This is a genomic window from Microcoleus sp. AR_TQ3_B6, from assembly GCF_036702785.1.
In the GTDB taxonomy this organism is placed as follows: Bacteria; Cyanobacteriota; Cyanobacteriia; order Cyanobacteriales; family Microcoleaceae; genus Microcoleus.
The window spans coordinates 94,973-114,005 of sequence record NZ_JAUBVJ010000004.1; the positions used below are offsets into that span (position 1 = coordinate 94,973).

Genomic DNA, 19,033 nt, shown 5'->3' on the forward strand with positions numbered 1-19,033 from the left:
TGGGAGAGTGGGAGAGTGGGAGAGTGGGAGAGTGGGAGAGTGGGAGAGTGGGAGAGTGGGAGAGTGGGAGAGTGGGAGAGTGGGAAAAATCCTCTTTTTCCCCTCGGACTTCTTCACTCTTGACTTCTTCCCTCAACATCCATCCGTTAAATCCGTTAAATCCCGTACACTGCTGCGTGGCCGAACCTCCGTCTGACCGAAAGCATCCAGGATACAAGCCCCCGGATTCATTCCGAAAGCAGACTCAGGACCGAGAAATAAAAAACCTGTATCCGATGAAACTTGCCTAACGTATTTATCCGTGGGGTCAATGCTTCAATTCTTTAATCTCAAATCTCAAATCTAAAATCGATTGACTTCTTGCTTCTGACTTTTCAAATCAAGCAAAAGGCGAGCCAATTTCCGATTAGCGCGCCTGCAAATAGTATTATATTTTTTGAAACTCCCCTGGTCTAAAACGGGGGGATTCTTGCCCACCTTCAAGACGACAAGGGGAAATTCAAATATCCCTCTACTCACTCAAAGAACTCTCGTTCTGATTGGCGCATACTTCTGACTCCTTCATGTTTTTAAGGTTGAACGAGCCCTCTCCTGCCATTATGTGCCCTTTAACTATTCCGAATCAATCGGATGTGTCCGTTGGCGGGGTTGCTCGCCCTCTAGGATATTTCAGTGCGTTGAAGGTTATTATTACTTTGCAGAATTGCTTATGGCTATTATACCACCGTGGTTTTAGCAGCAACACGATAGTTTCACCGGACTTAAAAGTCCCTACCGACTTCTCCCCATGCCTAAAGCTAGGGGCTTGCGTTTGGCTTTTTGGTCAAACGTAATTGAGCCTATTGTTCTGGTTGAAAAAATTATTAAGCCGTTTTGCTACCGCGGCGGCGGCGCGCTGCAACCAAGCCACCCAAACCGAGAGCCAAACCAGTCATCGTCATTGGTTCGGGAACTGGTTCTGCGGTCGCGGTCACTGTGAAGTCTTGGAAGTCTGCGTCGTTGCCGTTACCGCGATCGTCGAAGGAGATTGCCACGCCTCCATTAAACAGAGAACTTCCTGAGGAGAAGTCTGCGGGATTTCCTGCGAAGGCCGCCCCGTCTGCTGCGTTGATGATTGTAGGCAGCATTCCATTAGGATTGAAAAACAAGGCTTGCTGAGTGCCGCCGCTGTTCAAGGCTGAGGTCGAGTAGACAGTGCCGTTGGAGCCGCTGTTGAGTCCCAAAGTGTAAACTTGATTTGCCAGGAATGTGTATGTTGCAATGCCACTACCCAAGACTGTATTGCCCAGAGTTCCTTTCCAGTTGTTGTTCGCGCCGCTGTCTGAGGATTTAACTTCGCTAAACAGGGTTTTCAAGAAAGTGGGAGTCCCGCCACTGACACCGTAGATTCCCAAAGAGGACTGGAACATACCGTAAGATTGTCTGAAGTTAAAGATGACCTGTGTATCATTCTCGAATTGGATGGTGTTGGTACCAAAGGAGAAGGCATGAGCTGGAGCAGCGGCGCCAAACAGAGCTGTGGCGGCTGCGGTAGCTGTTAAGGCGGATAAGAATTTGGTATTCATAATCTGTTCCGTTTGTGAGGTTGAAGGTTATTCTTACTTTGCAGTATTGTTTATGCCTATTTTACCCTAGTGGTTTTAGCAAAAAGATCGTTTCACCGGACTTTTAAGTCCCTAGCGAATTATGCCCCTGTCTAAAGCTAGGGGCTTGCGTCTGGCTTTTTGGTCAAACGTAATTGAGCCAATTATTCTGGTTGAAAAAATTATTAAGCCGTTTTGCTACCGCGGCGGCGGCGCGCTGCAACCAAGCCACCCAAACCGAGAGCCAAACCAGTCATCGTCATTGGTTCGGGAACTGCTTCTGCGGTCACTGTGAAGTCTTGGAAGTCTGCGTCGGCGCCGTTACCGCGATCGTCGAAGGAGATTGCCACGCCTCCATTAAACAGAGAACTTCCTGAGGAGAAGTTTGCGGCATTTCCTGCGAAGGCCGCCCCGTCTCCTGCCGGGATGACTAGAGGCAGCAGTACATTAGGATCGCCAAACACGGCTTGCTGACTGCCGCCGCTGTTCAAGCCTGAGCTCGAGTAGACAGTGGGCTGGGTGCTGCCGTCGAGCCACACGCTTGAGAGTCCCAAAGTGTAAACTTGATTTGCCAGGAATGTGTATGTTGCAATGCCACTACCCAAGACTGTATTGCCCAGAGTTCCTTTCCAGTTGTTGTTCGCGCCGCTGTCTGAGGATTTAACTTCGCTAAACAGGGTTTTCAAGAAAGTGGGAGTCCCGCCACTGACACCGTAGATTCCCAAAGAGGACTGGAACATACCGTAAGATTGTCTGAAGTTAAAGATGACCTGTGTATCATTCTCGAATTGGATGGTGTTGGTACCAAAGGAGAAGGCATGAGCTGGAGCTGCGGCGCCAAACAGAGCTGTGGCGGCTGCGGTAGCTGTTAGGGCGGATAAGAATTTGGTATTCATAATCTGTTCGGTTTGGGAGGTGGTCTTTATTGATTTTATTATGCAATACTTTCTTGGTATTTTTTGGACTTTATGTCAATTTTTACAGATTCTTTATCAAGCCTTTACACGTCCTTCACAAATGCTGTCGCTCGAATCAGCTTGCACGGCGATCGCCCCATAAAAATACACACTAAATAATTATAAAGATTGTGGCTTAAAACCTTGAATTCGCGGGTCTGGGAGCGCGAACCAGCCAAACTGATTTGGCTCGGGCTTAGGCTAATTTTTATTTGATTGTCAAGTCAAAACCCTCAACAGCCAACATTTAAGTAAAAATTCAGTGAAACCCTTGCCCACTCACAGTTACAGGAGTTTTATATTAACCGCAAACTGGAAATATTTGTTTTTTTGGAGTTGCGTATTGTAATTAAAGAAATTTAGCGATGGGATAAATTACGTACCAACTGCGATCGTTGGGTTTACGCCTTTTGGTTAAATTAAATATATCCCGCGCCGTGAGAGTTCCCAAGGATGCGATCGACTAGATGAAATGGGAGAAAATTGCATCGCTAAAAGACCGGATTTGCTCTCAACAAATACCGTTTATAGAAGCTCTGGGCAAGTCCTTGCTCGCGATCGCATCAAAACATACCGCTGTAGCGTTCCTCGGCCCAAGGTTCGCCCCGCCGGTGGTAGCCGTTGCGTTCCCAAAAACCGAGTTCTTCGGTTTCTGTAAACTCCAGCCCGTTAATCCATTTAGCGCTTTTCCACGCGTACAAGTGGGGAACTACCAGCCGCATTGGGCCGCCGTGGTCTGGGGATAGGGGTTCGCCGAAGAGGGTGTGGGCGAAAAAGTTTTCTTCTCTCTGTAAGTCCGCGATCGCAATGTTAGTGGTGTAGCCGCCGTAGCAGTGTTCCAGCACGTGCACAGCTTTTGGATCGACTTCTATGTATTTCATAAAATCTGTGACTTTGACTCCCGTCCACTGCACGTCGAGTTTTGACCAGCGGGTGACGCAGTGAAAATCCGCAGTAAAGTTAGTTTGGGGCATGGCCTGGAAGTCCGACCAAGTGAAGGTTTTTGGTTTTGCCAATCCCCAGACTTTAAATTCCCAACTCTCAATGCTGACCGAGGGTGTATCGCCGTAGGTCAGCACGGGAAAGCCGTTGGCGAGGTATTGACCAGGGGGGACGCGATCGCTGTTTTCTAATTCTGGCTTGCGAAAAAATTTGCCCAGCATTGATGCACCCTCTACAGTAACTGACTGCAATCCTCAGTATAACTTGCAGAGCTCGGTGCATTGCAATCCATCTCAAGGTAGAAAGCAAAAGCCCTTCGGCAGAAATAAAAATCCCAAAATCCTGCCTGATGCCAACCTACTTCTGCCTTCGGATAGATGCGAAGCTAAAAATTACAAAATATATCGCCCCATGGTATGAATTACCTAACCTTAAATTGTATCGCAATTAATGGTGCATTTCCGAATTTTTGATGTATTGTAACAATATGCTCAGATGCCAGATGTAAAAAAAAATTGACGGGGTAAAAATCATGATCGCAAGTTGCTTGATTCCGTTGACGGTCTGCTTGATTGCTTGGTGGGTGACTGCCGGGACTGACAACAGAACGCTAGACGGGATTCCGGCTCCCATAGCTGCAATTATTGGAGTGTTTTCGTTAATTTGGTTGGTGGCCGTGTGTCCTTGGCCTGTTGAACTCGCTCTCGTCTTGGCGGTGCTAGTTTGGGGCAAGGCTTACCTGCAAAAAATCTTGAACGTCGGCTGAATTTTCCAAGCTTGCGCTTAAGAAATTTGCGGAACCGCGATCGGGGTGCCTATCTTATTTTTTTAGAGAGTATCATTTGAGAAATTTTCCAAGTTTGCAGGGTGCGCGGGCGCACCTTGCTCCTAGGGGTTCGTAAAATGGCGAGCTGTTAAATTGGCAAGCGATTGATATCTTTATTAGAACCAATTACTACCATTACCTCGCCCCTTCTCAAGCGTTCGTTTGGCTGCGGATTGATCTCGAACTTGTCGGCGCGACTGACTGCTAGCAAGTTCAAACCGTACCTGTGCCGGAGCTCCAAATCCGAGATGGTTTTGCCGTCAAACTTTTCAGGAACGAGCAACTCAACGATACTGTGATCTGGGTCGAGGTCAAAGCGTTCTAAAATGCTTGGTCTTGTAAGAATCCGGGCCAATGAGCAGCCCATTTCTCGTTCGGGAAAAACTACATGATCGGCGCCGACTTTTTTCAACAGTTTTAAGTGAGTTTCCGAAGAAGCTTTGGCTATTACGTAAGTTACCCCGCCTTCCTTAAGGTTTAGGGTGGTGGTAATGCTTTCTGCTAGGTAATTGCCGATCGCCACAATCACTGTTTCAAATTCAAATATACCCGCTTCCGCCAGAGCGCTAGGCTCAGTAGAATCTAACTGCAAAACGTGAGAAGAAATACGATCGGTCAAAGCTTGAGTTACTTTTGTTTCGTCCGAGTCAACTCCCAGGACTTCGTAACCCAAGCCGTGCAGAGTGGAGCACACAGCTTTGCCGAAGCGTCCCAAACCAATAACTGCAAACTGCTTGTTTTCGGTGCGCAAACTGCGAAAAAATTTCAAAGATGACAGGTTCACTGAATCTCCAGCGCTGAGCGTCTTGCTGTTTAAATTTTAGCAGAGACAGCGCCGCCTCCTTTTGATTTTTGGGTAAGTAGTAAAAGTTGATTTGGGTTGTCACCCTTTGTTTAGATTATCAGCAACAAGGTCGGATTTTGTTATCCAACTAACAAACTTTCCTCAGCATACTTAAAAGACCTGGGTGTTGGGTCGCCAAAGGCAGCACTCATCAGCAGCAGCACGCCAACCCGACCTACATACATTGTAGCAATCAAAATCAACTTACCGATCGCTGAAATCTTGGCTGTAATCCCTGTGGAAAGACCGACCGTGCCAAAAGCTGAAACTGCTTCAAACAGCGCTTCGATAAATTCTACTTGGGGATTGGTCAGCTCGATTAAAATTGCAGATGTGAACGCGACCAACAGGGAACCAAAGAGTACGCTAATGGTTTTCAGAATCAGTGCTGGCGGGATTTGACGCCGATAGCACTCCACCTCTTCCTGGCCTTCGAGAACTGCTGTGCTACAGCAAAACAATATCCTAAAAGTTGTGGTTTTGATTCCGCCGCCGGTGCTGCCAGGGCTGGCGCCGATAAACATCAGCGCGACGGTCAGAAATAGCCCGGCTTCGCTCATTTGGCCTATCTCAATTGTATTGAATCCCGCCGTGCGGGGAGTAACAGATTGAAACCAAGCTGCCATCACCTTTTGAGGAAAATTTAGAGGACCGAAAGTTGCTGGGTTGTTGTATTCCAGCACCAAAAAGGCTAGCGTTCCTAAAATTAAAAGGACAGCCGTTGTACTGGTAACTACTTTGAAGTTGAGGGAAAAAACTGTGCAGATAGGGCTTTTCTTGAAGCGATCGCGCAGCCAGAGGTACATTTCCATAATTACTTGATACCCGATTCCCCCAAATATGATTAAACCGCCGACAGTGAAGTTAACCATAGGCGAAGTGACGTAGCCGATCAAATTATCGGTATACAGGCTAAAACCAGCGTTGTTAAAGGAATTAACGCTGTGAAATATAGCAGACCACACACCGTTTTTAAATCCGTATTTGGGAACGAAAACCGACATCAGCAAAAACACTCCAGTTAATTCAAACAAAAGGGTGGTTGCTAGAATTGACTGCACGAGTTGCACTACGCCGGCTAGCCCGGGTTTGTCGAGAGATTGTTGCAGGGCAACTTTGTCTTTTAAGCCAAAGCGGCGGCCCAATAACAGCAGCAAGAAAGTCGTGGCTGTCATGTAGCCCAAGCCTCCTATTTGCACCAGTAAAACTAGGAACAGTTGCCCCCAAAAAGAGTAATATTTTCCGACATCGACAACGGCCAAGCCGGTGACGCAGACAGCGGAAGTAGACATAAACAGTGCTGTTATTGGATCGCTCCAAGTTCCATCAATTTTGGAAAAGGGCATCATCAGTAATAGAGCACCTGCGGTGATGACGGCGAGAAAGCCCAAAGCAATGGTTCGCGAGACAGTCATTCGATTTAAGATTTTAGATTGGAGATTTTAGATTTTAGAGGGAACCCACAAATCGATCCTCGGCCTTGAAATCAGGACATCTGTGTCTGGGGAATGCCTGGGACCGATCGAACTCAAATCGCACAATTTGATGACAACATTGGGAAAATAACGGTAGAATTCCTTTAATAACTTGCGATCCGGCGATGACATCAACACTTTACCAGCAAATTCAGCAACTCTACGACGCTTCTAGCGGTTTGTGGGAGCAGGTGTGGGGCGAACATATGCACCACGGTTACTACGGCCCGGATGGCAATTTGAAAAAAGAGCGCCGACAGGCTCAGATAGATTTGATAGAAGAACTCCTGGGCTGGGCTGGAGTACCGTCAGAGAAAGCACTCTGTGAATCTTACCGCATTCTCGATGTCGGTTGTGGGATCGGCGGCAGCACGCTTTATTTGACTCAAAAGTTTAGTTCGATCGCTGAAAATAATTTAAAGTCGGATGCGGGGACCGATCGTGATTTTAGCCGATCGCCCGCACAAAATAAAACGGGCGCTAGCGTTACAGCTACCGGAATTACTCTGAGTCCGGTACAAGCCAACAGAGCGACCGAACGCGCTAAAATTGCGGATGCTCAAAGCAATGTGAATTTTTTGGTAGCCGATGCTTTGAATATGCCTTTTCCTGACGAGTCATTCGACTTGGTTTGGTCGCTAGAAAGCGGCGAACATATGCCCGACAAAATTAAGTTTTTGCAGGAATGCTGCCGCGTGCTCAAGCCGGGAGGAACTTTGATTTTGGCAACTTGGTGTCACCGCCCGGTGGGAGAAAAGGCGGGAGAATTAACTGATGAAGAGAGAAAGGAATTGGCAGAAATTTACCGGGTTTATGCTTTGCCTTATGTGATTTCTTTGCCGGAATACGAGGAAATTGTCCGCAGTTTGCCTTTGACAAGTATTCGCACTGCTGATTGGTCAAAAGCTGTTGCTCCTTTTTGGGATGTGGTGATCGATTCTGCTTTGACTCCGAGGGCGATTTGGGGTTTGCTCACGAGCGGTTGGACGACTATTCAAGCTGCACTTGCTCTCGGATTGATGAGCCGCGGATATCAGAGCGGATTGATTCGTTTCGGGCTGATTTGTGCTGTAAAATAAAGTTGAAGGAAGGCCCTTCGACTTGGCGAGCGGCTAAAAACACGACACGGATTTTGGCGCCGATACACGGATTAATTATTTAACTGGCGATCGGGCAAAGTCCATTAATGATAATTTAACGTTAAACCAACCGTCTCTCTTGTTTGTATCGAGGTCTCGATCCCCCCTACTCCCCGCGTCCGGGGAGTAGGGGGTGGAACAAGAGGACTCTTTTCCCGATGTTTTGGGGGATGCGAGGAAGATATAGACTCGACTAAAAACGAGATTTATGATGGTTTCAGTCAGAAGTTGATACTGTTGAAAAAAAAATATTTAGGGGGCATTTTATATTTATGAGTAATGATGCGATTGGCAAGTCTTGGATCGATCAAAATGGCTCGGGTCCGCCAAGCTGGGTGAGGGCATTTTGGGAGTTTTCTCGACCGCACACAATTGTGGGCACTAGCTTGAGTGTATTGGCTTTGTACGCGATCGCTCAAAGCGCGCGGCTGTTTGTGAATCCTGTATTTTGGCCCCTAGCTTTTGCTTGGTTGGCTTGCATTTGCGGCAATATTTATATTGTGGGGTTGAACCAGTTAGAAGATGTTGAAATTGATAAAATAAATAAGCCGTATTTGCCGATCGCCTCGGGAGTGTTTTCTCGGAAAACCGGGGAATTAATTGTAATTGCAACGGGAATTATAGCAATTTTGACGGCGGTTTTACAAGGTCCGTTTTTGCTGGCTACTGTTGGTGTTAGTTTGGCGATTGGGACTGCTTATTCTCTGCCGCCAATTCGGCTGAAGCGGTTTCCTTTTTGGGCGGCGCTGTGCATTTTTACGGTGCGGGGCGCGATCGTAAATTTAGGGTTATTTTTGCACTTTAATTGGGTGTTGGGTTTGGGAAGGGCGAAAAGCGCTTTTTCTGGCTGGAGTTTGGAGAGTGTGTCTTTTGAGATTCCTGCGGAAGTTTGGGTGCTGACGGTTTTTGTTGTGGTGTTTACGTTTGCGATCGCCATTTTTAAAGATATCCCGGACATGGAAGGCGACAAGCAATACAATATTACTACGTTTACGATTGAGCTGGGCAAGCCGGCCGTCTTTAATTTATCTCGCTGGGTGTTGACGGTTTGTTATTTGGGCGCGACTTTGGCGGGAGCGATCGTATTGTCTAATGTTAATTTAGTGTTTCTGGCAGTTTCTCATTTGGCGGCTTTGGGTTTGATGTGGTTTTGGAGCGCAAAAGTTAATTTGGACGATAAAATAGAAATTGCTGCATTTTATCAGTTTATCTGGAAGTTGTTTTTCTTAGAATATCTGATTTTTCCCGCAGCTTGTTTGTTGGGGTAGAAGTCAAGCGTCAAGAAGGCTATAAGGCGAAGCCGAGCGGGTAAAAAGGGGGAAGAAGAGTCCTGCTTGAAGGGGGAATAAGGAAGGAAGAGTTAACAAATTAGAACAACTTGACAATTACAAGTTAGCGAACTCCTAAACAACAAAGACAACTATGGGTTCTCAAAAAAAATCGCGAAAATCAGCCTGCAAATTGGGTGCAGAAGACTCTTTGAAAATAGCTTGGGAACATCACCAAGCGGGACGTTTGTTAGAAGCTGAGAAATTGTACCGGCAAATCATAGAAGTGCAGCCGGAATCAGCAAACGTTTTGTGTTTGTTGGGAATAGCGGCGAGACAGCAGGGAAAAATTGCCGAAGCGCTCGACTTTTACGAACAGGCGATCGCCCACAACCCCGATTTGGTAGAAGCACATTTAAATAAGGCTAATGCTTTGCTGGATGTAGGGGAATATGAAAGGGCGATCGCCTGTTACGAACAAGTCATCAAAAGGCAGCCAAATTCCGCACTAGCCTACAATAATTTGGGCTGGCTCAAACAGCAACTCGGCGAAATTGACTCGGCAATTTTATATTACCAAACAGCGCTGCAACTCGCTCCCAACCTGTACGAAACAGCGCACAACTTAGCACATTTATTTAAAGACAAAAATCAATTTAACGAGGCGATAGCCTGTTACCTGAACGCTTTACAAATCAATCCCAACTTGACATATTCTCTGATGGGCTTGGGAACAGTTTGGCAGCAGCAAGGTAAATTAGCAGAAGCTTTTAACTGCTACCAGCAAGCTGTAAAACTTGAACCAAACAATCCCGAAGCTCACAACAATGTAGGAGCATTTTACCACCAACAAGGCCATGCAAAAGCAGCAATACCCCACTACAGACAAGCCTTAAAATTAAAGCCAGACTTCGTGGATGCTATTAACAATCTCGGACACGCTTTGGTCGATGTAGGAGAATTTCAAGAGGCTTTTTATTGTCACAGTCGAGCCTTGGAATTGCAGCCAGACAACGCTACCGCACACCTGGAATTAGGTTTAACTTTGCTATTGTTCGGAGATTTTCAGCGCGGTTTTGCTGAATATGAGTGGCGGTGGCGCACTCCGCAACTACAACCGAGGCAATTTAAACAGCCGGTTTGGGATGGTTCGGATTTGCAGGGGAAAACTATTTTGCTCCACGTCGAGCAAGGCTTCGGCGATTCTATTCAGTTTATTCGCTACGCGCCGATTCTTCGCAGCCGAGGCGCTAAAGTTATGGTGGCTTGCTATCCAGAACTGATGCGGTTGTTTGCGAGTGTTGCCGGCATTGAATATTTATCAGCTAGTTTTGAGGGTTTGCCAGAATTTGACGTTCACGCGCCGCTGATGAGTTTGCCGCGAATTGTGGGCACAACTCTGGAAACAATACCGGCAAATGTTCCTTATTTAGCTCCCCCTGCTGAGTGCAAGTTTGCGCTTTCTTCTGAGGCAAAATTGAAGGTAGGGATTGTTTGGGCGGGGAGTCCGCAGCGCCGGAAAGACAATCAGCGTTCTTGCAGCTTGAGCGATTTTCTTCGATTTTTGGATGTTCCGGGCATCGCTTTTTATAGTTTACAAAAAAACTTGTCCCCGAGCGATCGCACTTTGTTGAACCAGCGCTTAGTGCCGGATTTGAGTCCGCATTTGAGCGACTTTGCTGATACCGCTTCTGCAATATCTCAACTGGATTTAGTGATTAGTGTCGATACGGCTGTGGCGCACTTAGCCGGTGCTTTAGGAAAACCGGTTTGGGTACTGCTTTCTTTTGCTCCTGACTGGCGCTGGCTGCTGCAGCGCGAAGACAATCCTTGGTATCCAACTGCAAGGCTTTTCCGGCAAAGTCAGCCGGAAAGTTGGCAAGAATTGTTTGAAGATGTACAGGCGGCTTTGAGTTCTTTTGCGATCGCCACTAGTGGTAGTTATTCCGAGGATTCTGCCCACAAGCAGCTTGACTTCGTTTCGCTCGCAATGACTGGTAATAATCAGCCTGACCTCGATTGTGTGGCACTCACAATGACAGGTCCAAGCCTGGTTGAAGAGAGTAAAGAAATATTTGTGATTGGGAACGAAGGGCTGGCGGAAAACTACGCAGCTAACCAATCGCAGGGGATTGAGACATCTGTTGCGATTGAAACGGGTGGCGAGAATCCGGTTTTTTTAGAGGATTTATTGCGGCAAGCAGAGCATTTAATGGAAACAGGCGATAAGGAAGAGGCGATCGCCCTTTACGAAGAGATAATATCTGTTGACCCAACTTGCGTCCAAGCGCGGATTAATTTTGGTTTTCTCAAGCAAGAAAAGGGCGAATTGGACGCAGCTATCCCGCATTACCGAGAAGCTTTAGCGCTCAATCCCCATATTCCTCAAACAGCTTACAACTTGGCAAAGATTTTTGAGGAACAAGGTCAAGTGTCCGAGGCTATCGCACATTACGAGCAAGCTCTTGTCGCTGAACCGGATTTCGTGCCCGCACTGATTAATTTAGCCGTGGCGCTGCAAGAAAAAGGCGAACTTTTAAGGGCGATCGAGCTGTACCGGCGAGCGCTGGAAATTCATCCGCATAGCTGGGAAGCTTACAACAATCTAGCAACAGTGTTGCAAGAACAGGGCAATTTAGAAGAGGCGCTGGAGTATTATCACAAAGCTCTAGAATTGCTGCCAGATTTTGTGGAAGCTCTTAACAATTTAGGCAGGACGTTTCTGGAAAAAGGCGCGGTAGAAGATGCGATCGCCTGCTACAGACGAGCGATTCATTTAAGTCCAAATCATGCGAGCGCTCACCTGAATTTGTCCTTGGCTTTGCTGTTGGTGGGAGATTTGGAAAATGGTCTCGCCGAATATGAGTGGCGCTGGGAAATTAAAGAATTTAAAACAGGGCATTCCTGTGTTATAGCGGGGGCGGGAAATACAGTTTCGGCGAGAGAATACGGGCCGCTGTGGGATGGTTCTGAGTTGCAGGGAAAGACTATTTTGCTGCACGCTGAACAAGGTTTAGGCGATTCGCTTCAGTTTATTCGCTACGCGGAGCTAGTCAAAAATAAAGGCGGTAGGGTAATTGTGGTCTGCGATCGGCAGTTGCACCGTTTGTTTGGAACGGTTGAGGGCATTGATTTGCTAATAGTTAAAGGTGAGCTGCAGCCGGAATTTGACGTGCAAGTGCCGATGTTGAGTTTGCCCTATGCTCTCGGTACAAAGCTGGAAACAATACCGGCAAATACTCCTTATTTATCTCCGCCTGCGGGTGCAGAATTTACGCTATTGCCCGATCGCAATTTGAAAGTTGGGATTGTCTGGGCGGGGAATCCAAAACACCGCAAAAACAAGCAGCGTTCTTGCAGTTTAAGTCAGTTTCTAACGCTTTTGGACGTTTCGGGGGTAAGTTTTTACAGCTTGCAGAAAGAGCTTTCCGAGGCAGAACGCACGCTGTTGGATCAAAGGTCGATCGTAGATTTGAGCCCGCATTTTGGCGATTTTGCCGATACTGCTGCTGCGATCGCCCAACTGGATTTAGTGATTAGCGTCGATACCGCTGTCGCCCATTTGGCGGGCGCTTTGGGTAAACCGGTGTGGATTTTGCTGGCGTTTTCGCCGGATTGGCGGTGGCTCTTGGAGCGCGAAGACAGTCCTTGGTATCCAAGTGCAAGGCTGTTTCGCCAGCATCAGCGGGGCGACTGGGAGGGTGTTTTCGCTCGGGTGGCGCAAGCTCTAGGCGCGGTTGCTGCTGCATCCGGGCCGTCGGATGCGGCGGAGGCAGAGTTTCGGTTGGGCCACCAGAAGCAGCAGCAAACCGACTTTGGCGGTGCGATCGAATGTTATGAGCGAGCGATCGCGATCGATCCTAATTACGCGGCCGCCTACAGCAATTTAGGCGTTGTCAAACAGCAAATCGGCCGGCTAACAGAGGCGATCGCGCACTACCGACAAGCCCTAGCAATCGACCGGAATTTGGCGGAAACTGCGAGCAATTTGGGCAGCGCCCTCGCGGAAGCAGGGGAGAATGAAGAGGCGATCGCAGAATACGAGCGGGCGCTTTCTTTGAACCCGAATTGCGCGGAAGCGCTGATTAATTTGGGGCTGTTGCGAGAAGAGCAAGGGGATGTGGCGGAGGCTGTAAGCTTGTACGAGCAAGCGATTCAAGTCAATCCTCATTGCGCGGAGGCTTATTTGAATTTGGCAATTGCTTTGGAGGAACAAGGGGAGGAAGGGGAAGCGGGCGCGAATTACGAACGGGCGATCGCGAATTACGAACGGGCGATCGCGATCGAGCCAAATTATTTCGATGCCTTGCACAACTTAGCATACGCCTCGCTGCGACAGGGCCGAGTTGCTTCGGCGATCGCATACTACGATCGAGCTCTGGCGCTGCAACCGGATTTGCCCCAAACCGATCTCGCTTTGGGGAGTTGGCTGTCTGAGCAAGATAAGTTAGATGAGGCTCTAGCTTTTTGCCAGCAAGCGATTCAGAAATTGCCAGCCAGTGCACAAGCTCGCTGCAATCTGGGAATTGTCCTGCAAAAACAGGGCAAAATTGAAGATGCGATCGCCTGCTATCAGCAAGCTTTGAGCCTGAAACCCGACTTTCCTGAAGCTTTCAACAATCTCGGCAAAGCTTTTGAGGAAGCGGGAAAAATGGCAGAGGCGATGGACTGTTACCGTCGGGCGATCGAACTCAAACCCGGTTATCTCAATCCCCTCAACAGTTTGGCAAGTGCTTTGCACGATCGCGGCTTCTTTGCAGATGCTGTCACCTGCTACAGCCAAGCAGTTAAATTCAATGTCGGCAATCCTGAATCTCACCTAAATTTAGGTTTAGCTTTGCTGCTGGCGGGAGACTTTCAGCGCGGTTTTTGCGAGTACGAATGGCGACTGCTGGTGCAACAAAAACAGTTCCCGCGCCACAACTTTCAACAGCCAGTTTGGGATGGCAAAGATTTGCAGGGAAAAACTATTTTGCTGTGTCCGGAACAGGGTTTAGGCGATGCAATTCAGTTTATCAGATACGCAGATTTAGTCAAGCAAAAAGGCGGTCGCGTAATTGTTTGGTGTTTGCCGCAGTTGCAGCGCTTGTTTGCACAAGTTTCGGCAATCGATGGGCTAATAGTTAATCCAGAGGATGCGCCGGATTTTCAAGTGCGCGCGCAGCTAATGAGTTTGCCACACCTACTGGGAACAACTTTAGAAACTGTACCAGCCAACGTTCCTTATTTAGCTCCCCCGCCGGGTTGGGAATATTCTCTTCCGAACACTCCTAATTTGAAAGTGGGAATTGTGTGGTCAGGAAATCCTAAAAATTCCACAAATAATGTGCGATCGCTCCCGCTAAATTTGTTAACTAAACTGTTAGATATTCCGGGAGCAGATTTTTACAGTTTGCAAAAGGAAATGACAACAGACGAGATCGCTTTGTTAGAGCAAATGCCCGTAACCGATTTAAGCTCTTATTTGCACGACTTTGCCGATACTGCGGCGGCAATCTCGGCTTTGGATTTAGTGATTTCTGTAGATACTTCTGTGGCGCACTTGGCCGGTGCTTTGGGCAAACCAGTCTGGATCTTTCTGTGTTTTGTGCCGGATTGGCGGTGGATGTTGCAACGCGAAGATAGTCCTTGGTATCCCACGGCGCGGCTGTTTCGCCAGTCAACAGCGGGAGATTGGGAAGGAGTTTTAGAACAAGCGGGTTTCGCGCTCAGAGAAATAATTTTCCAGCATCAGGAAGCTCAACCACTAATAGAAGCTCAGCCCAATCTTGAATTAGCTAAAAAACAGTTCAATAGGGGAAATATTCTGAAAGCGCAAGGTAGATTCTCCGAGGCGATCGCTTATTTTAAGAATGCTTTAGTTTTGCAGCCAGATTTGATAGAAGCCGCAACTAATTTGGCAGTGACGCTGCACCAAACAGGCGATTTTGCCGAAGCAGCAGCCTATTATCAGCGCGCGCTCGAAATCGATCCGAACTGCGCTCAATCGCACAATAACTTGGGTATTTTGCTGCAAGCTCAAGGCAATATAGCCGCTGCTGTATCTTGCTTTCAAAAGGCGATCGCCCTGAATCCGATTTACCTCAAAGCTCTCAACAATCTCGGCGCCATACTCCAGCAGCAGGGCGAGTTGCCGACTGCGATCGCCTGTTTTCATCAAGCACTTTCTGTCAATTCCAATTACGTGCCAGCGCTGGTAAATTTGGGTGTGGCGATGCAAGCGAAATCTCAGCTAGCCGACGCAGAACGCCTTTACGAGCGTGCAATTGAAGCAGAACCAAACAATCCTAAAGGACACTATCACTTGGGAACTTTATACTTGGGTGCCGGCAAAATAGAACAGGCAATCTCTAGCTTAGAAAAAGCGATATCTTTGAACCAAAATTATATAGAAGCTCTCACAAATTTAGGCAGTGCTGTCGAAGAATTAGGAGACGTAAATCGAGCAATTTGGTGTTACAGTAAAGCTCTAGAAATTGATGCAAATTGTGTTAAAGCTCACTTCAATTTAAGCTTGGTATTGCTGTTGAGCGGGGACTTGCCGCGCGGCTTAGCAGAATACGAGTGGCGCTGGCAAACAGAACAGGCGAGAAAACTGCAACGGTTGAATTTTGACCAACCGATTTGGGACGGTTCAGATTTGAACGGGCAAACTATTTTGCTCCGATGCGAACAAGGTTTGGGCGATGCGATTCAATGTGTGCGATACGTGGCAATTGTACAGCAAAAAGGTGGCAAAGTAATCATTTCTTGCTATCAAGAACTGAAGCGTTTATTTAAGCAGATTCCTGGTCTCGAACAAGTGGCGGTTCGGCTCAATGAATTGCCGGATTTCCAAGTGCAAGCACCGCTGATGAGTTTGCCGCATATTCTGGGAACAAATTTAGAAAATATACCGGCAAATGTTCCTTATTTAGCGCCGCCGCCGAATTGGCAATTTTCGCTAAATTCTGAACCAAATTTCAAAGTTGGGATTGTGTGGGCGGGAAGTTCGGAACATTTGAAGGATTTTCAGCGCTCGAGCGATTTAAGCTATTTTCTGCAATTGTTAGATATTCCCGGTGTAAGTTTTTACAGTCTACAAAAAAAATTATCGGCGGGCGAGCGTACTTTGTTAGCTCAAACTCCCGTGATAGATTTGAGCGACAATTTGAACGATTTGGCCGATACTGCGGCAGTGATATCGCAACTGGATTTAGTAATTTGTGTGGATAGTGCTGTCGCACACTTAGCCGGTGCTTTGGGTAAACCCATATGGATTTTGCTGTGTTTTATGCCGGATTGGCGGTGGATGTTGGAACGCGAAGACAGCCCTTGGTATCCGACGGCGCGGCTGTTTCGCCAGCAAACAGCGGGCGATTGGGAGGAAGTATTCCATCGGGTAAAAATAGCCTTAAAACACCTAATCTCTACTCGTTCCCAGGAAGAGCCTGGTAACGCAGTTCCCGATGCTGCGCCTCGATTTTCCTTATCGCCCGCACAGGTACAATTTCACCTAGCAAATGCCTTACAAAAACAAGGGAAAAAAGCAGACGCAGCCGCTCGCTACGAACAAGTAATTGCCGCCTCACCCCGCCACGCAGAAGCCCACAGTTATTTAGGTTATCTCAAACAGGAAAACGGGCAAATAGCCGAGGCTATTGCTCATTACCAAAAATCGCTACAAATCAATCCCAACCAGGCTGAAACTAACTTATACCTGGGTGCGGTCCTCGCAGAACAGGGACAAGTCGCAGAGGCGATCGACTTCTACAATAAAGCAATTAAACTACGTCCAAACTCGCCCAATTGGCGCTTGAAACTAGCCTTCGCTTTGCTCTTAACGGGAGATTTGAAGCCGGGTTTTGCGGAGTACGAATCGCGCTGGCAAACTCAAGAAATGGACCCCAGACATTTTGCCCAACCACTTTGGGACGGCTCTGATTTGCAGGGAAAAACCATTTTATTGCACCCAGAACAAGGTTTTGGCGATACGATACAGTTCATCCGCTACGCGCCTTTAGTTAAGCAAAAAGGTGGGAAAGTTTTTGTTGCTTGTCATGTGTTGCTGAAGCGTCTATTTGAAGGAATTGCAGGAGTCGATCTAGTAGGAGTGCGCCCGAGCGATTTGGTAGATTTTCAAGTGCAAGCCCCGCTGCTAAGTTTGCCGCGAATTCTGGGAACAACTTTGGAAAATATACCGGCGAATATTCCTTATTTAGCCCCGCCACAGGATTTTAAATTTTCTCTAAAACCGAACAATCAACTAAAAGTAGGTATTGTGTGGGCGGGCGGCCCGCTGAACCGCAACAATCATCAGCGATCGTGTAAATTGAGCGATTTTGTGAAATTTTTAGATGTTCCGGGGGCGAGTTTTTACAGCCTTCAGAAAGATATGTCAGCAGGCGAGATCGCTTTATTAAATCAACAGCAAATTGAAGATTTGAGCGAATATTGCGTCGATTTTGCCGATACCGCAGCAATTATTTCGCAACTCGATTTAGTAATTTGCGTTGACACTGCTGTGGCCCACTTGGCCGGTGCTTTGGGCAAACCAGTCTGGATTTTGCTGTCTTTTGTTCCCGATTGGCGCTGGATGCTGGAACGCGAAGATAGCCCTTGGTATCCCACTGTGCGTCTGTTTCGCCAGCAAAAAGCCGGTGATTGGGATGGAGTTTGCGATCGCATAAAAGCAGCCTTGCTAGAGAGGGCCGGCACGGGGGCACCGCCCCTACAATCTACTCCTTCCCAGGCTCAGCCTGCTAACGCAGCTTCTTACGATCCGCCTCGAAACTCCCCCCCACAAACACCCCCGCAAATTACAGGAATTGGCATTAGTTGGCCGATCAGCATTACCAGCGGCTGGGGAATTTACGGCCTGAATTTAACACTACAACTGCTGCAAAATCCTGCCTGGGAAGTTGCACTTTTAGCACCGCCATCAATCACCTCAGAATCGCTCAATCCGCTGCATAAATCGCTGTTATTACCTGTAATTGAAAAGCAAAAAAATTTTCAGGAATTAGTAGCAGCCAATTCCGACAAACAAATCAGTTGTAATTTTCCCGTACTTTACGGTCTCGGCAATAATTTAGCATCCTTTGGAGTTGAGAATCAAATTACCAGCGCTTCTCCAGTAGGAGTCATCTTTTTTGAAGACACGCGAATCACAACAGAAGCACTAGAAACAGCTAAAAAATATAGCGCGATTGTCGCCGGTTCCAACTGGAATGCCGATGTTTTGAGAAGCTGCGGCTTGAATAATGTGGCGATGGTACATCAAGGAATTGACCCAACAATTTTCCATCCTGCACCCAAATCTAATCTATTTGGCGATCGCTTCGTCATCTTCTCTGGCGGCAAACTGGAATATCGCAAAGGTCAAGATATTGTAATTGCCGCTTTCAAACGATTTCGCGCCCAACATCCAGAGGCTTTGTTACTAACAACATGGCACAACTTCTGGCCTCAGTATATGTTAGGAATCGAACAAACCGGAAACGTTGCGGGACTTCCCAATATCAACCGCGACGGAAGTTTAGGAATTTCCCAATGGTTAGCGGCTAACGGTTTGCCGGTTGACTCTTTTATCGACATCGGCTTAATTCCCAATCACCTCGCCGGACAAATTTTGCGAGAAGCGGACTGCGCTGTTTTCACCAACCGCTGCGAAGGCGGCACTAATTTAGTCGCGATGGAAAGTATGGCCTGCGGAATTCCGACTATTTTATCAGCAAATACTGGTCATTTAGACTTAATTTACCATAACATTTGCTATCCTTTATCGAATCAGGGACGAGTTAAACCGACTGCTCATTTTTCCGGTGTAGAAGGTTGGGGAGAGTCTGAGGTTGCAGAAGTTGTTGAGGCTTTGGAGCAAATTTATACTAATCGCGAAGAATCAAAAAGTCGCGGTTTAGCTGCGGCTAATTTTATGCTCAATTGGACTTGGGAAAAACAGGTTAAGCGCTTTCTTGATGTTATACTAAATCTGAGATAAAACCTTTTGATAAGAGTCGGC

Annotated in this window: 9 protein-coding genes and 1 pseudogene; 5 read left to right on the forward strand and 5 right to left on the reverse strand. The window is 47.4% G+C overall.

Going from position 1 to position 19,033, the window contains the following annotated elements; genetic code table 11:
• Positions 1-290: pseudogene (locus tag QUB56_RS03650) on the forward strand (hypothetical protein); the annotation flags it as partial.
• Positions 291-863: 573 nt separating this feature from the next.
• Here the strand turns inward: QUB56_RS03650 and QUB56_RS03655 are convergent.
• The 3 genes from QUB56_RS03655 to QUB56_RS03665 all read right to left on the reverse strand — a co-directional run bounded on the left by QUB56_RS03655 (position 864) and on the right by QUB56_RS03665 (position 3,702).
• Positions 864-1,565 carry a PEP-CTERM sorting domain-containing protein gene (locus tag QUB56_RS03655; protein ID WP_332953252.1) on the reverse strand — a complete coding sequence of 234 codons (702 nt, stop codon included), beginning with the start codon at positions 1,563-1,565 and terminating at the stop codon, positions 864-866.
• A gap of 203 nt (positions 1,566-1,768) precedes the next feature.
• Positions 1,769-2,479 (reverse strand): PEP-CTERM sorting domain-containing protein, encoded by a 711-nt coding sequence (locus QUB56_RS03660; protein WP_332953253.1) that lies wholly within the window; start codon positions 2,477-2,479, stop codon positions 1,769-1,771.
• A 623-nt stretch (positions 2,480-3,102) separates the two neighbouring features.
• Positions 3,103-3,702 (reverse strand): sulfite oxidase-like oxidoreductase, encoded by a 600-nt coding sequence (locus tag QUB56_RS03665; RefSeq protein ID WP_332953254.1) that lies wholly within the window; start codon positions 3,700-3,702, stop codon positions 3,103-3,105.
• Positions 3,703-4,013: 311 nt separating this feature from the next.
• Between QUB56_RS03665 and QUB56_RS03670 the strand changes: the two genes are divergently transcribed.
• Entirely contained in the window at positions 4,014-4,247 is a 234-nt protein-coding gene (locus tag QUB56_RS03670) for a hypothetical protein (protein WP_332953255.1), read from the forward strand.
• Between the two features lie 148 nt (positions 4,248-4,395).
• Here the strand turns inward: QUB56_RS03670 and QUB56_RS03675 are convergent, their stop codons facing one another.
• A complete protein-coding gene (locus QUB56_RS03675; protein WP_332953257.1) occupies positions 4,396-5,091 on the reverse strand; it encodes a TrkA family potassium uptake protein in 696 nt (231 codons plus the stop codon).
• Positions 5,092-5,231: 140 nt separating this feature from the next.
• Positions 5,232-6,566, reverse strand: coding sequence for a TrkH family potassium uptake protein (locus QUB56_RS03680; RefSeq protein WP_332953259.1), 1,335 nt, complete (start codon positions 6,564-6,566; stop codon positions 5,232-5,234).
• A 185-nt stretch (positions 6,567-6,751) separates the two neighbouring features.
• Between QUB56_RS03680 and QUB56_RS03685 the strand changes: the two genes are divergently transcribed.
• The 3 genes from QUB56_RS03685 (at position 6,752) to QUB56_RS03695 (ending at position 19,012) form a co-directional block, all read left to right on the forward strand.
• A complete protein-coding gene (locus QUB56_RS03685) occupies positions 6,752-7,705 on the forward strand; it encodes a methyltransferase domain-containing protein (RefSeq protein WP_332953260.1) in 954 nt (317 codons plus the stop codon).
• A 332-nt stretch (positions 7,706-8,037) separates the two neighbouring features.
• Positions 8,038-9,033, forward strand: a complete 996-nt coding sequence (locus QUB56_RS03690) for a homogentisate phytyltransferase (RefSeq protein WP_332953261.1) — start codon at positions 8,038-8,040, stop codon at positions 9,031-9,033.
• A 154-nt stretch (positions 9,034-9,187) separates the two neighbouring features.
• Entirely contained in the window at positions 9,188-19,012 is a 9,825-nt protein-coding gene (locus QUB56_RS03695) for a tetratricopeptide repeat protein (protein ID WP_332953262.1), read from the forward strand.
• The last annotated feature ends 21 nt before the right edge of the window (positions 19,013-19,033 follow it).

Excerpts from the sequence above, each read along its gene's own strand:
- QUB56_RS03655 (WP_332953252.1), bottom strand. The coding sequence starts at position 1,565 with ATGAATACCAAATTCTTATCCGCCTTAACAGCTACCGCAGCCGCCACA.
- QUB56_RS03660 (WP_332953253.1), bottom strand. The coding sequence starts at position 2,479 with ATGAATACCAAATTCTTATCCGCCCTAACAGCTACCGCAGCCGCCACA.
- QUB56_RS03665 (WP_332953254.1), bottom strand. The coding sequence starts at position 3,702 with ATGCTGGGCAAATTTTTTCGCAAGCCAGAATTAGAAAACAGCGATCGC.
- QUB56_RS03670 (WP_332953255.1), top strand. The coding sequence starts at position 4,014 with ATGATCGCAAGTTGCTTGATTCCGTTGACGGTCTGCTTGATTGCTTGG.
- QUB56_RS03680 (WP_332953259.1), bottom strand. The coding sequence starts at position 6,566 with ATGACTGTCTCGCGAACCATTGCTTTGGGCTTTCTCGCCGTCATCACC.
- QUB56_RS03685 (WP_332953260.1), top strand. The coding sequence starts at position 6,752 with ATGACATCAACACTTTACCAGCAAATTCAGCAACTCTACGACGCTTCT.
- QUB56_RS03690 (WP_332953261.1), top strand. The coding sequence starts at position 8,038 with ATGAGTAATGATGCGATTGGCAAGTCTTGGATCGATCAAAATGGCTCG.
- QUB56_RS03695 (WP_332953262.1), top strand. The coding sequence starts at position 9,188 with ATGGGTTCTCAAAAAAAATCGCGAAAATCAGCCTGCAAATTGGGTGCA.